The sequence below is a fragment of the Kitasatospora sp. P5_F3 genome, assembly GCF_054049135.1.
This window is the reverse complement of record NZ_JBFUMY010000012.1, coordinates 124769-138443: the sequence shown is the minus strand read 5'-3', so window position 1 is coordinate 138443 and position 13675 is coordinate 124769. Positions and strand designations below refer to the sequence as shown.

The 13675-nt window shown below is 73.9% G+C and carries 13 protein-coding genes; 2 read left to right on the top strand and 11 right to left on the bottom strand.

Features of this window, described 5'->3' with window-relative positions:
- Nucleotides 1-4: 4 nt before the first annotated feature.
- The gene (locus tag ACXJMZ_RS11025; RefSeq protein ID WP_457029824.1) at nucleotides 5-1195 is read right to left on the bottom strand and encodes a hypothetical protein; all 1191 of its coding nucleotides are present in this window, start codon (nucleotides 1193-1195) and stop codon (nucleotides 5-7) included.
- 100 nt (nucleotides 1196-1295) lie between these two features.
- Nucleotides 1296-2303 (bottom strand): type I glyceraldehyde-3-phosphate dehydrogenase, encoded by a 1008-nt coding sequence (gap, locus tag ACXJMZ_RS11020; RefSeq protein ID WP_457029823.1) that lies wholly within the window; start codon nucleotides 2301-2303, stop codon nucleotides 1296-1298.
- A gap of 143 nt (nucleotides 2304-2446) precedes the next feature.
- Here gap and ACXJMZ_RS11015 point away from each other — a divergent pair, with 143 nt between their 5' ends.
- Nucleotides 2447-2986 (top strand): CGNR zinc finger domain-containing protein, encoded by a 540-nt coding sequence (locus ACXJMZ_RS11015; RefSeq protein WP_457029822.1) that lies wholly within the window; start codon nucleotides 2447-2449, stop codon nucleotides 2984-2986.
- Between the two features lie 234 nt (nucleotides 2987-3220).
- Here the strand turns inward: ACXJMZ_RS11015 and ACXJMZ_RS11010 are convergent, their stop codons facing one another.
- The 9 genes from ACXJMZ_RS11010 to ACXJMZ_RS10970 form a co-directional block, all read right to left on the bottom strand.
- Nucleotides 3221-3793 carry an NADAR family protein gene (locus ACXJMZ_RS11010; RefSeq protein ID WP_457029821.1) on the bottom strand — a complete coding sequence of 191 codons (573 nt, stop codon included), beginning with the start codon at nucleotides 3791-3793 and terminating at the stop codon, nucleotides 3221-3223.
- 12 nt (nucleotides 3794-3805) lie between these two features.
- Nucleotides 3806-4834 carry a PfkB family carbohydrate kinase gene (locus ACXJMZ_RS11005; protein ID WP_457029820.1) on the bottom strand — a complete coding sequence of 343 codons (1029 nt, stop codon included), beginning with the start codon at nucleotides 4832-4834 and terminating at the stop codon, nucleotides 3806-3808.
- Nucleotides 4835-4860: 26 nt separating this feature from the next.
- A complete protein-coding gene (locus tag ACXJMZ_RS11000; protein ID WP_457029819.1) occupies nucleotides 4861-5943 on the bottom strand; it encodes an LLM class flavin-dependent oxidoreductase in 1083 nt (360 codons plus the stop codon).
- 9 nt (nucleotides 5944-5952) lie between these two features.
- The gene (locus tag ACXJMZ_RS10995; protein WP_457029818.1) at nucleotides 5953-6960 is read right to left on the bottom strand and encodes an LLM class F420-dependent oxidoreductase; all 1008 of its coding nucleotides are present in this window, start codon (nucleotides 6958-6960) and stop codon (nucleotides 5953-5955) included.
- A 25-nt stretch (nucleotides 6961-6985) separates the two neighbouring features.
- Entirely contained in the window at nucleotides 6986-8611 is a 1626-nt protein-coding gene (locus ACXJMZ_RS10990) for an ABC transporter substrate-binding protein (protein WP_457029817.1), read from the bottom strand.
- Entirely contained in the window at nucleotides 8608-9402 is a 795-nt protein-coding gene (locus tag ACXJMZ_RS10985; protein WP_457029816.1) for an ABC transporter ATP-binding protein, read from the bottom strand. The genes ACXJMZ_RS10990 and ACXJMZ_RS10985 overlap by 4 nt, the downstream gene beginning before the upstream one ends.
- Nucleotides 9403-9578: 176 nt before the next feature.
- Nucleotides 9579-10322 carry an ABC transporter ATP-binding protein gene (locus tag ACXJMZ_RS10980; RefSeq protein ID WP_457029815.1) on the bottom strand — a complete coding sequence of 248 codons (744 nt, stop codon included), beginning with the start codon at nucleotides 10320-10322 and terminating at the stop codon, nucleotides 9579-9581.
- Nucleotides 10319-11161 (bottom strand): ABC transporter permease, encoded by an 843-nt coding sequence (locus tag ACXJMZ_RS10975; protein WP_457029814.1) that lies wholly within the window; start codon nucleotides 11159-11161, stop codon nucleotides 10319-10321. The genes ACXJMZ_RS10980 and ACXJMZ_RS10975 overlap by 4 nt, the downstream gene beginning before the upstream one ends.
- A gap of 2 nt (nucleotides 11162-11163) precedes the next feature.
- Nucleotides 11164-12108 (bottom strand): ABC transporter permease, encoded by a 945-nt coding sequence (locus ACXJMZ_RS10970; protein WP_457029813.1) that lies wholly within the window; start codon nucleotides 12106-12108, stop codon nucleotides 11164-11166.
- A 558-nt stretch (nucleotides 12109-12666) separates the two neighbouring features.
- On the opposite strand from ACXJMZ_RS10970, the gene ACXJMZ_RS10965 reads away from it, so the two are divergent.
- Nucleotides 12667-13581: a LuxR C-terminal-related transcriptional regulator gene (locus ACXJMZ_RS10965; protein WP_457029812.1), complete on the top strand. Its 915-nt coding sequence runs from the start codon at nucleotides 12667-12669 to the stop codon at nucleotides 13579-13581.
- Nucleotides 13582-13675 lie beyond the last annotated feature (94 nt).

The window sequence follows — 13675 nt, the reverse complement described above, 5'->3', positions numbered from 1 at the left end:
CGGGTCACGGCCCGAGGGGCAGGCCGGCCGAGCGGAGGGCGGCGCGGGCGGCGCGGTGGCGGCCCTCGTCCAGGGTGGCGACGGCGGTCAGCAGAGCGCGGTAGCGGGTGGGGGAGTGGGTCAGGGCGGTGGCGTACTGGGCCAGGTCGGCGGCGGAGCGCAGCCGGGCGACCTGGTGGGTCAGTGCGGCGGCCAGTTGGTCGTCCAACTGCAGGGCGGTGGCCGCGAGTTCGTCGGTCCGGCGGCCCGCCGCCTGGTGCAGCAGGCGGTACGCGTCCTCGGTGCGGCCCGCGGCGCGCAGGTGGTCGGCCAGGGTGGCCAGGTCGGCGGGCGGGGCCGAGCCCCACTCCCAGAGCAGGGTGAGGCCGTCGGCGGAGAGCCCGGACTGCTCCAAGGCGGCCAGCAGGGAGGGGAGTTCGGCGGCCGGGTAGCCCCAGAGGGCGTGGAACAGGGCGGCCGCCTCCTCGGCGAGACCGCCCCGGCGCAGCTCGGCCAGGGTGCCGGCGGCCTGACCGGCGGCGCCGTGGGCGACCGCCCGGGCCAGGTAGCCCGCCGCGCCGGACGGGCCCTCGGTACGCAGCAGCGCGATCAGCCGGGCCACGTCGGCGGGGGCCAGCACCACCGCGGCCTGCGCGGTGACGGCGGCCGACTCCTGGGCAGCACCACGGCTGTGCAGGGCGGTGATCCGGGCCGCGAGGGCGGCCAACTCGGCTGCGCTGCGCGGTTCGGGCGCCTTGGGCCGGGGTGGCTGTACCGGCTGCTTCGGTGGGGCGGCCGGCTCCGGCTCCGGGGTGGTGACCCCGGCGAACCTGGCGCCCCGCATCGGGGCGGTGGTGACCACCGGGGCGGGCTGCGGCGCCGCACTCGCCTCGTACGCGCCGCCGAACCGGGCTCCGGTCGGGCGGCGCCGGCCTGGGACGGCGGTCTGCTCGCGCCGGTGGTCCTCCAGCGCGAGCAGACGTTCACTCAACTCCAGGTGCCGGGTGCCGAGTCCGTCCCGGAGGGTGCGGATCTGGGCCAGCTGGTGGTGCAGTTCGGGATCGGCGCTGCCGGACCGGGATTCGGCGTTCAGGGCCTCGGCGAGCCGCTGTTCGCGCTGGGCCGCGTACCGGCGGGCCCGCAGCAGTTCGTCCAGTTCCGTCCGCAGGGCCTGGACGTCCTCCGCCGTCCTGGGGTCGAGTTCGCGCACCGTCATCGCACCGTCCTGAGTCTTCCGGCCGTCCCTGGAGGGTCATCCTGGCCGCAGAACAAGGCAGTTGTGTTACGGAGCGAAGTCCGGCTCTTTTCGGCGGAGGTCAGGCGCCGAGCAGCCGGACCACGTCCACCACCCGGTGCGAGAAGCCGGACTCGTTGTCGTACCAGCCGAAGATCTTGACGTGCCGTCCGTTCCCGCCGACGGTGGTCAGCTGCGCGTCGAAGATGCAGGAGTGCGGGTCGCCGACGATGTCGCTGGAGACCAGCGGCGCCTCGGCGTAGCGCAGGACTCCGGCCAGCGGGCCCTCGGCGGCGGCCTTGGCGAACAGCGCGTTCACCTCCTCGACGGTGGTGGGGCGGGCCAGGTAGGCGGTCAGGTCGGTGATCGAGCCGACCGGGACCGGGACACGCAGCGAGGCGCCGTCCAGCTTGCCGTTCAGCTGCGGGAGCACTAGGCCGATCGCTTTGGCCGCGCCGCTCGAGGTGGGCACGATGTTGGTGGCGGCGGCCCGGGCCCGGCGCAGGTCCTTGTGCGGGCCGTCCTGGAGGTTCTGGTCCTGGGTGTAGGCGTGCACGGTGGTCATCAGGCCGTGCTCGATGCCGATCCCCTCGTCCAGCACCTTGGCCAGCGGAGCCAGGCAGTTGGTGGTGCAGGAGGCGTTCGAGACGATGTGGTGCACGGCCGGGTCGTAGCGGTCGTGGTTGACGCCGTAGGCCAGGGTGAGGTCCTCGTTGGACGCCGGGGCCGAGATCAGCACCTTGCGGGCGCCCGCCTCCAGGTGGGCCCGGGCCTTGGTGGCGTCGGTGAACACCCCGGTCGACTCGACCACCACGTCCACACCCAGCTCGCCCCAGGGCAGTCGGGCCGGGTCGCGCTCGGCCAGCACCTTCACCTTGCGGCCGTTGACCACGATGCTGTCGCCGTCCACCTCGACCTCGCGCTCCAGCCGGCCCATGGTGCTGTCGTAGGACAGCAGGTGGGCCAGGGTGGCGGCGTCGGTCAGGTCGTTGACCGCGACGATCTCCAGGTCGGTGCCCTGCTGGAGGGCTGCGCGGACGAAGCCCCGGCCGATCCGGCCGAATCCGTTGATCGCTACCTTGATCGCCATTCTCGACTCCCTTGCAGATGGGGTCACTTGGTGGGATGCCAGGCTTCGTCGGCTGGTAACCGCTCTAAGTGGTTACTGGAAGCGTACGGGTCGGCGATCACCGGTGCAACCGGTCTGAGGGGTTAGTTGGTTATGCTGGCGAGATGGAGTTCGTCTTTGTCGGCGGTGATCCCGCTCTCGATCTGGTCGGTACCGTGCAGCGGCGCACCACCCTGGCCCGCGACCTGTTGCAGACCCCGGCCGACCTGGGGGCCTGGACGGCTGCGGCCGGACTGGTCGACCAGCCGGTCGAGGCGGGGGTCGAGGACTTGGGGCAGGCGCGCCAACTCCGGGAAGCAGTCTACCGGTTGGGGCTGGCGGCAGTGGCGGGCGAGCCCTACCCGACGGCCGACCGCAGGTTGCTCAACCGGCTGGCCGGTGGCCCTGCGCTCCGGCTCGACCTGCGCCCGGACGGCACCCTGCGCCGGACCGGCAGCGCAGCCGCCGCCCTGGCGACGGTGGCCAGGTCGGCGCAGGAGCTGCTGGCGCTCCCGCTCGGTGCGCCGATCCGGGAGTGCGCGTTCGAGCCGTGCACCCGGCTGTACGTGGACCGCTCGCGCCGGGGCGTGCGGCGCTGGTGCGACATGGCGGCCTGCGGCAACCGGGCCAAGGTCGCAGCCTTCCGCGAGCGGCACCCCGCGTAGGGCGGCACACGCTGCACCACCGGGGGCTCGGGGCTCTGCTGATGTGCGGCTCCGCCGCGTGGGCGACGCCGGCCCCGGGACGGGGGCAAAGTGCGGGAGTGGTCAACCCCGGGCACGGCTGACGTGTGCCTGGCGTGCGGGTTCAAGCGAAGGTGCCTGACCTTTTACGCGGCGATCACGTTCCTGAGGCCGGCGTCGCAGTTCCCCGAGCCCCTGTCTTCCGAACCGTGTGCCTCAGGAGGCCAACTGGGCCCGGGCCTCCATCAGGGCGAAGCCGAGCAGGTTGAGGCCGCGCCAGTCGGCCGGGCGGAGGGCCTGCTCGTCGTCGGCGGCCAGGCCGATGCCCCAGACCCGGTCGAGTGGGCTGGCCTCGACCAACACGCGGTTGGCGGTGCCCAGCAGGTAGGACCGGAGGGCCGGGTCCTGGCCGAACTTGGCGACGTTGCCCGCCACCACCAGGTCGAACCGGGCGGCCGTCCAACGCTGGTCGTCGAAGCCGCGGACCAGCCGGCCGAGCTTTTTCGCTTCGGCCGGCGTGCGGGCCGTCAGGATCCGCCAGAACATCTTCTCGTCATCGAACAGCCGGGCCTTGCCCGCCATCATCCAGTGCTCGGCAGTGGAGAACTTCAGCCCGTCCACGGTGAACTCGGACGGCCACCACTGGCTCAGCGAGCCGGCTCCGACGCGGCCGTCCCGCTCCGGCCGGTGGCCCCAGAACATCAGGTACTTCGGCCGCGCGCCCGCCGCCACCAGGGCGGCCAGGTCCTCACGGGTACGGGTGGCGGAGGGGAGCGGAGCATCGGTCATACCGGCATGCTGTCACCCGCCACCCACACCCGGCCTCCGGTTTTCCCCGGCCAGGTGCGGCCGTACCTGCTCGGCGGTCTCCCGGCCGTAAGCCTCGGCGAGCCGGGCGAGGAAGTCGTCCGGCCGGTACGGGTACTCCTGGGTGCCGACCGACTCCAGTGCCAGGGTGGCCAGCAGGCAGCCGACCCGGGCCGCGACCGGCAGCGGCAGGCCCCAGACCTCACCGGCCAGCACCCCGGCCCGGAAGGCGTCGCCGACGCCGGTCGGGTCGGCCCGGCGCAGCTCCTGCGGCGGGCGGACCTCGATCGGTGCTTCGCCCTGACGCTCGATCAGTACACCGTCCGCGCCGAGAGTGGTGAACCAGGTGCCGACCCGGCCGAGCAGCTCGGCCCCGGTCAGCCCGGCTCGCTCCAGCAGCAGGCCGCGCTCGTACGCGTTGGTGAAGAGCCACCGCGCGCCGTCGACCAGGGCGCGGGTCTGATCGCCGGTCAGCCGGGCGAGCTGCTGGGAGGGGTCGGCGGCGAACGGGATACCCGCCGCCCGGCACTCCTCGGTGCGGCGCAGCATGGCCGCCGGGTCGTCCGCCCCGATCAGCACCAGCCGGGCCGGGCCGGTGCGGCCGAGCACCTCGGGGAGGCTGATGTCGGCGGCGTGGCTCATCGCGCCCGGGTGGAACGAGGCGATCTGGTTCTGCGCCCGGTCGGTGGTGCACAGGAAGCGGGCGGTGTAACGGCCGGGGACGGTGAGCACACCCCGGGTGTCCACGTCGTTGGCGCGCAGCCAGTCGTCGTACTCCCCGTGGTCGCCCCCGGCCGCCCCGACCAGCAGTGGACGCAGGCCGAGCCGGCCGAGGCCGAGGGCGATGTTGGCGCCGACCCCGCCGCGCCGGATCTCCAGCCCGTCCACCAGGAACGAGAGCGAGACCTTGGTCAGTTGATCGGGCAGCAGCTGGTCGGAGATCAGGCCGGGGAAGGTCATCAGGTGGTCGGTGGCGATCGAGCCACTGATCACGATCTGCCCGTGGGCGGCGTACTCGGTCATCGGTGCTCCCTCGGAAGGTGGGGCGGTCACCAGCCGTGCCGATGGCTGCCGGTCCGCAGCCGGGAGACCAACTCCCGGCGCAGTGCCCGGTCCTGGTCGGTCTCCACCGCCAGGTCGAGCTGGACGATGTCCACCCCGGCCGAGTGCAGCGAGCCGATCCGGTCGGCGACGGTGGCCGGTGAACCGGCGTAGGCGGTGGCGAACGAGCGGCGGACGTACGCGGCCACCTGGTCGGCCGCCCGCTGGTCGGGCACCCAGCCGCGCTCGCGGTCGCGGTCAAGCGCCACCGCTTCGGCGAACCGGGGCCCGTCCGGCCCCGAGGTGAGCCGCAGAGCGTCCCGGCGCAGCTCCTGGACCCGCCGCCGGGCGGCCTCGTCGGTGTCGGCCAGCACCAGGGTGAGGTGCCGCCAGATCCGCAGGCTCCGGCCGAACCCGGCTGCCGTGGCCCGGATCTCGCCGATCCGGCGCCGGGTGTCGGGCAGCGGGAGCGACGGCAGGGCGTACACCTCGGCGTGCCGGGCGGCCAGCTCGACACCGGCCGGGGACGAGCCACCGAACGAGATCAGCTCACCGCCCGGCTCGGGCCGAAGCCCGGCCAGCGCACCCTTGACCTGGTAGAACTCGCCCTTGTGGTCGAACTCCTGATCAGCCGTCAGGGAGCGCCGGAGCAGCCCCAGGTACTCGTCGGCCCGCCGGTAGCGGTCCGGCTTGCCCAGGGTGTCGCCGTCCCTGGCCACGTCCAGATCGCTGGAGCCGACGATCACATGCGCTGCCACCCGGCCGCCGGAGAGCCGGTCCAGGGTGGCGAGTTGGCGGGCCGCGACGGTGGGGGCGGTGGTGCCGACCCGGTGGGCGACGGCGATCCGCAGTCGGCTGGTGGCAGCCAGCGCCCAACTGGCCACCAGCCACGGGTCGGGCCAGGAACTCGACTGCACCACCAGGGCGCTGTCGAGCCCGTCCTCCTCGTTCTCCCTGGCTGTCCTGGCCACGTGCCCGGGGTCGGCGGTGCGGTCCCTGGGGTCGGGGGCGAACCGCAGCGCCTGCCGTTCCCGAGGGGTCCGGCCGGTGACCGGGGCGGCCCGTACGCCGCCGCGCAGTTCGAGTTCCATCACGGCTCCTCAGCCCGCCGCCGGGCCGAGCCGGGCCAGGGTGTCCAACAGCCGGGCCCGGCTGACGAACACCTCCGGCGGCAGCGACACGTACAGCTGGATGGTGGTGACGCCCGGGCGGTGGTACCGCATGATCCGCTCCCGGCACTCCTCGGGGGAGCCGGAGATGAACAGGCCGTCCACCACCTCGTCGGGCAGGGCGGCCTGCGAGCCCTCCGGGTCGCCGGCCGCCCAGAGCTTGTGCGTGTCGGCGAGCAAGTCGCCGTGGCCCAGCCACTCGTGGAACTTGCGGTACGGCTCCCGGTTGAGGATCCAGGCCAGGAACGGCCGGCTGGCCCGGTGCGCGTAGTCGGTGTCCTCGGTCGGGCAGACGAAGACCTTGACCACCAGCTCCTTGCCGGGCGGCTGCGGGCCGACCGCGTCCAGCACCTTCGGCACGTCCTCGGGGAACAGCAGGTTGGAGATCGCGCCGTCCCCCTCGGTGAAGCCGAGCCGGAGCATGTTGGGGCGCAGCGCGCCGAGGATCACCTTGACCGGCTCGGCCGGCGGGTGCGGCAGCCGGTACCCGGTGATCGAGAAGGTGTCGAAGTCCCCGGCGATGTGCTCGCCGCGCAACGCCCGGGTGACGAAGCGCAGCACGTCCCTGGTCCGTTTGAAGGGCTCGTCGAACGGGATGCCGTTGATGTCGGTGACATGCGCCGGGACGGACGCGCCGATCCCCAGCAGCAGTCGCCCGGGCGCGAGTTGGGCCAGCGTGGCGGCGGTCTGCGCGAGCACCGCGGGGCCCCGGGTGTGCACCGGCACGATGCCGGTGCCGATCCGCAGGCTCGGCGACCAGGCGGCGGTCGCGGCCAGCGGGGTGAAGGCGTCGGTGCCGCCGCCCTCGGCGCTCCAGACGTCGGTGTAGCCGAGGTCGGGGAGCCGCTCGACGATGAAGCGGTGCCGGTCGATGGTCAGGCCGGGCAGCGGCAGCGTGATGCCCCACTTCGGCGGTTCTGCGGTGTACGCGGTGGTCATCGGGCGGCCTTCCTGCGGGCGGGGGTCACGGCCGGACCGAGACCGTGGTGAGGTCGAGGAACCAGGACTGCGGCTGGACCAGGCCCTGCACCTTCGGCGAAAGGGCCCTGGGGTTGCGGTCGTTGACCACGAACAGCCACGGCGCGTCCTCGGTCACCAGCTTGAGCGCCTGCCGGTAGTCGCCCTGCCGCTTGGTCTGGTCGGGCGAGGCGGCGGCGGACCTGAGCAGCTCGTCCACCTTCGGGTTGGCGTAATGGCCGGTCCAGAACGGGCTGTTGGAGCCGACGAAGAGCGGCAGCAGCGCCTCCGACTGGAACAGCGTGGTGGACTGCGCGATGGCGTCCGAGCCGAGTGCGACCTCGCCCTTGGCCTCGGCGCCGATCAGCGTCGACCAGTCGGTGGTGCGCAGCTCGACCTTGATGCCGACGGCCGCCAGATCACGCTGGATCGCCTCGGCGATCGGCACCGGCACCAGGTTCCCCGAGCCGCCGGTGGGCACCGTGACCGAGCTGGCGAAGCCGCCGGAGAGACCCGCCTCGGCGAGCAACTGCTTGGCCTTGGCCGGGTCGTAGGAGTACGCGTCGCCCGCCTTGTCGTACGCGGCAGTGGCCCGCGGCGCGGCCTGGTAGGCCGGGTCGGCGGTGCCGTGCAGCAGCTTGTCGGCGATCGCCTGGCGGTTGATCGCGAAGTTGGCCGCCCGGCGCACCCGGGGGTCGCTCCACGGCGCCTTGGTGGTGTCCAGGATCCAGTACCAGAGGTGGTCGTAGCTGTTGGTGAGCACCTGGACGCCGTCGGCCTTCAGGCTGTCGAGGTCGTCCGGGTTCGGGTACTCGATCCAGTTCACCCCGCCGGAGCGGAGCGCGGCGGTGCGGGCGGCGGCGTCCGGGATCGGCTTGACCACCAGCTTGTCCAGCTTGGGTGCGCCGCGCCAGTAGGTCTTGTTGGCGACCAGCTCGATCTGCTGGCCCTCGGTGTACGAGGAGAACGCGAACGGACCGGTACCGACCGGGTGTTGGGAGAACTTGGCGGAGCCGGTCAGCTTGACGGCGGTCGGGCTGGCGATCAGGACGTGCGCCAGGTCCTCCGGGAAGTGGCCGTTGGGGTCCTTGGTGACCAGCTCGACGTGGTCCGCGTCCAGCTTGCGGTAGCCGGTGATGCCGCCCGCGTACTCCTTGGCGGCGGCGCCGAGTGCGTCGGTCCAGTACTCGCTGCCCTTCTTCAGGTAGCGGTCCAGGTTGAACAGCACGGCGTCGGCGTCGAAGGCGGTGCCGTCCTGGAAGGTGACGCCCTTGCGCAGGGTGAAGGTCCAGGTCCTCGCGTCCGGGGCGACCTGCCAGGACTCGGCCAGCGCCCCGGTGACGGCCGGCGGCTTGTCGGTGACCGACAGGTCGTAGCGGGTCAGGCCCTCGTAGATCTGGAAGCTGACCAGCCGCTTGCCCTCGAAGCCGGCCCCGCCGATCACGGTGTCCGGGTTTGGGAGCTTGCCGGTGGCACCGATCACCAGGGTGCCGCCCCGGCCCTTGCCGCCGGCGTCCGAGCCCGGCGCGGTGGTGGTGCCGGAGGCACAGCCGACGGCGGTGAGCAGAACGGCGGCGGCCGGCAGGGCGACGGCTCTGGAGCGGGTACGGGCGATCAGGTGACGGTGCGTCATGATGTGGTCCTCAGTGCGTGATCGGACGTCCGAGGGGCGCCGGTAGCGGCGTCCAACAGAGCGCGGGTGTACGGGTGTTGCGGGGCCGACCAGAGCTGGTCGGCCGGGCCCTGCTCGACCACCAGGCCGTTGCGCAGCACCAGCACCCGATGGGCGAGGTGCCGGACCACGGCCAGGTCGTGCGAGATGAACAGGTAGGCCAGACCGGTCCGTTCCTGCAGACCGGTCAGCAGGTCGAGCAGCCGGGCCTGCACGCTGCGGTCCAGCGCCGAGGTCGGCTCGTCGCAGACCACCAGCTCGGGGCGGGTGGCCAGGGCCCGGGCCAGCGCCACCCGCTGGAGCTGTCCGCCGGACAGTTCGCGCGGGTAGCGCAGGGCCAACTCCGGTTTCAGGCCGACCTGTTCGAACAGCTCGGCGACCTGGGCCGGGCGGTCCCGGCGCGGGGTGCCGTGCAGCCGCAGCGGGTCGGCCACCGCGTCGCCCGCGCGCAGCGCCGGGTTGAGCGAGCCGCGCGGGTGCTGCGGCASGAACTGGAGCCGGGCCCGGACCGCCCGGGAGCCTCGGCCGCGCAGCCGGTACGGGTCGTGCCCGGCGAACCGGACCGTGCCGCCGTCCGGCGCCAGCAGCCCGAGCGCCAGCCGGGCCAGGGTGGACTTGCCGGATCCCGACTCGCCGACCAGGCCGACCGTCTCACCAGGGGTCACCCGGAGGCTGACATCGGCCAGCGCGGTGCGGGTGCCGTAGGTCTTGTGGACCGCCTCGATCGTCAGCAGGCTTTCTGCAGGGCGCACGGTTGCACTTTCCAGGGGCTCGGGGCTCTGCTGATGTGCGGCTCCGCCGCAGGGCGACGGTTCGTGGCTGGCGGGTATCACTGCGAAAGTGCCTGACCCCGCACGTACGTTGAACGCTTCTGGGGTCGGCGCCGCCGTTCCTCGGGCCCCTGGGGGTTGATCGTCTGCCGGAGGGGTCATCGGAGGGCTCCTGGTTCGGCGGCGAGGAGTTCGGCCGGGCCGGAGTCGACGACGTGGCCGTCCCGCAGCACCGCGACCGTGCCGCCGATCCGGCGGGCCGCCGTGAGGTCGTGGGTGACCAGCAGCAGTGCGAGGCCGCACTCCCGGCGCAGCTCGTCGAAGAGGTCCAGGATCCGGCCGCGCACCAGCGCGTCCAGTGCGGTGGTCGGCTCGTCGGCGATCAGCAGTTCCGGTCCGCAGCACACCGCGATGGCGATCGCGGCCCGCTGCCGCAGACCACCGGACAGCTCGTGCGGGTAGCTCCGGGCGACCCGCTCGGGCTCGGGGATCCCGGCCAGCGTCAGCAGCCGGGGGACCGCCTCCCGGGCAGCCCGCCGCCCGTCGGCCCGGCCGTGCCGCCGGAGCACCTCGGCCAGTTGCGGGCCGATCCGGCGCAGCGGGTCCAGCGCGGCGGTCGGGTCCTGCGGTACGTAGCCGATCCGGCTGCCGCGCACCCGGGACCAGTCCCGGGCGTTCAGCCCGCGCAGCTCGGTGCCGCCGAGCCGGATCTCGCCGGAGACCTCGGCGCCGCGTCCGGGCAGGCCGAGCACGGTCCGGGCGACGGTGGTCTTGCCACTGCCGGATTCGCCGAGCAGCACCAGCGCCTCCCCGGCGCCGACCTCGAACGAGACCCCGGCCACGGCCCGGACCCCGCCCGGGTAGCCGACCGTCAGGCCGGTGACGCTCAGGGCCGCGCTCACCGGGCCACCGCCGGGAGTTGGGCGCCGCTGTCGCCGAGGCGGCGGCGCAGGCGTTCGCCGAGGGTGTTGAAGAGCACCGAGACCAGCAGGATCACCACGGCGGGCTGGACCGCCACCCAGGGGTGGGTGAGCAGGGCGGGCCGCAGCTCGTCCAGCATCGCCCCCCACTCGGCGGTCGGCGGGGCCACCCCGAGGCCGAGGAAGGACAGTCCGGCGGCGTACACCACGGCGAGCCCGACCAGCGAGGACGCGTACACCAGCACCACCGGAGCGACCACCGGCAGCACCTGACGCACCGCCAGCTCGAACACCCCCGCGCCGCTCACCCGGGCCGCCTCCAGGTACTCGGCGGTGCGGATCCGGCGGACCTCGGTGAACCCGACCCTGGCCACCGCCGGGGTGAGCACCACCGAGAGCGCTAGCACGGTCGCGCCGAGCCCGGGCCGCAGCAGGGTGGCCACCGCGATGGCCAGCAGCACCCCGGGGAAGGCGTACAGCACGTCCAGCGAGCGGAGCAGTGCCTGTTCGGTGATCCGGCCGCCGAGGCCGGCCGCGATACCCAACAGGGTGCCGAGCACGGTGGCCAGCAGGACCGGCACCAGCCCACCGACCAGCGAGGCGCGGGCCGCCCAGATCAGCCGGCTGAGCAGGTCCCGGCCCTGGCCGTCGGTGCCGAGCGGGTGACCGGCGGCGCCGGGGTCGAGCAGCCGGGCGTCCAGCGAGCCGGCCGCCGGGTCGTACGGGGCGGCCAGCGGCGCGGCCAGCGTGAGCAGGAGCAGCAGCAGAGCGGCGCCGAGGGAGAGCAGCAGGACGGGGTCCTGACGGAGGGTCGGTCTCATGGTCAGCCCCGCACCCGGGGGTCGACGGCCGCGTGTGCCGCGTCCACCAGCAGGTTGATGCCGACGAAGGCGACCGCCACCAGCAGCACCCCGCCCTGCACCAGCGGCAGGTCGCGGGCGGAGAGGGCGTCGAACAGCAGCCGGCCGATGCCCGGCCAGGCGAACAGGGTCTCCACGAACACCACGCCCTCCAGCAGGTAGGCCAGTTGGAGGCCGCCGATGGTGAGCAGGGCGGGGGAGGCGTTGTGCACGCAGTGCCGCAGAACAGCCGCCCGACTCAGGCCGCGGGCCCGCAGGCTGTCGGCCAACTCGCCCGCCAGCACCGCGGCCAGCGCGGCCCGGAACACCTTGGCGGTCAGCCCGAGCGGCACCAGCGCGGCGGCCACGGCGGGCAGCACCAGGTGCCGCAGCAGGTCGGCCGGGCCGCCGGAGCCGAACACGTCGTGCGTCCCGCCGGCGGGCAGCCAGCGCAGCCGGACCGCGAACACGGCGATCAGCAGCAGCGCCACCGAGTACTGCGGCGCGGACACCGCGAGGGTGCTCAGCGCGTCGCAGACCTTGCCCGGCAGGCGGTCGGGCCGGACGGCGCCGAGCGCGCCGAGCAGCACCCCGCCGACCAGCACCAGCAGGAAGGCCGCGCCGGTCAGCAGCAGGGTCTGGCCGAGCGCCGAGCCGAGCAGGTCCTGCACCGGGCGTTGGGCGGAGATCGACACTCCCAGGTCCCCGTGCAGCGCATGGGCCAGCCAGCCGAGGTAGCGCACCGGCAACGGCCGTTCCAGGCCGAGCCGTTCGGACAGCTCCTGCCGGGCCTCGGGGGGTGCGCCGGGGCCGAGGAAGGCGGTCAGCGGATCACCGGGCACCAGCGCCACGGTGGCGAACACCACGACCGTCACGCCCAACAGCGTCGGCACCGCGAGCAGCACCCGGCGCAGCAGGAACCCGGTCATCCGCACACCCCGTTCGGCAGGGTGGTGGGCTGGGCGGCGGGCATGGCGGACTTCCTTCCGGGAATGCGGGGTGGTGGTGTCACGAAGGTTGCGGGCCAGGGAGGTTGGCAGCCAGTCAGCAGTTCATGCGGATACCCCTGGTCATAGGACGAACAGGCCCCGGCAGGGTGCTGCCCTGGCCGTCGGACCGCAGTCCCGTCCTTGACCTGCTACGGGCCCCGACCTAGGGTGCCGGTATGGCAATCCGGCGGACCGACTTCACCCTGGTCGGGATCGGCGGCTCGTGGCACCGACGGTGTTTCGACGAGCTGTGTCCCCGCGCACCTCGGCGCTGACCGCCCAGCCACCCTCTCGGCAGCGCCCTTACGTTCCAGGCCCGTCCGGCCCGCCGCCCGTCCCCCACGGCTAGCGGCCGTCGTACCGAGCCCGCCGCAGTGCCGAGCCCCCGGGCCCGGCCCGCCACGTCCGAGGGGACCGTAACGCCATGCCTCACCATGTCCTGCCAGCTCATCCCACCTCCCTCGCCACCTCCCTCGCCCCGCACCGGGACGGTGTGTGATGGCGGCCCTGGCCGGCCGGAGCGCACCGTCCACCGCGCGCGGCCACCGGGCCGGACCGCGCCGCTACCCGCACCTCGGCGCCGGCCCGGCGGTCGGGGCTCCGTACGGCGAAGCCCCGTACGTGGAGGCCCTGCACGCCGAGATCGACAACCCGCTCGACCTGATCGCGGGTCACCAGCTGCTCACCGAACCGGCCGGCCGCCGCCCCGCCACGCAGCAGTGCGACTGCGGTCACCCGGTGTGCGGCGGCCACCGGACGGACCGGACCCGGATCTTCCTGATGGAGCGTCACCCGGTGGCCAGCGCCGGTCTGCGCTCGGTACTGGCCACCGTGCCGGGCCTGGCCGTGGTCGGCAGCACCGGCGACCCGGCCGGAGCGGTGGCGGCGGTACGCAGGGTCCGGCCGGACGTCATCCTGCTCGGCCGGGGCGCCTCGCTCGGCGACGACCTGGCGATGGTGGCCGCACTGCGCGGCCCGGACGGTGCGCCGGAGGCCAGGGTGCTGCTGCTGCGGCGGGCCGAGTCCACCACCGAGGCAGGCAGGATCCTGCTGGCCGGGGCCAGCGGCTGCTTCCCGCTCGACCTGTCCGAGGACCGGATCATCGGCGCGGTCCAACTCGCCGCCGCCGGCGGGTCGGTGTTCCTGCCCGCACCACCGCCGGCCCGGGTGCACCCGGCCAGCCTGGCCGGGCAGGCGGCCGAACCACCGCTCCAGCAGGTCGGGTTGACCGGCCGGGAGCGGGACGTGCTGGCGCAGCTGGCCCGGGGGCTGAGCAACGCCGAGATCGGCCGGGAGCTGGCGCTGGCCGAGGCGACCGTGAAGAAGCACCTGACCCAGGCGATGCGCAAGATCGGCCAGTCCGACCGGCTGCGGGCCGCACTGTACGCCCACCGCCACGGCCTGGCGGGCTGACCTCTGGCACACGCTTCGGAAGCCAGGGGCTCGGGGCTCTGCTGATGTGCGGCTCCGCCGCGTGGGCGACGCCAACCTCAGGAGCGTGATCGCC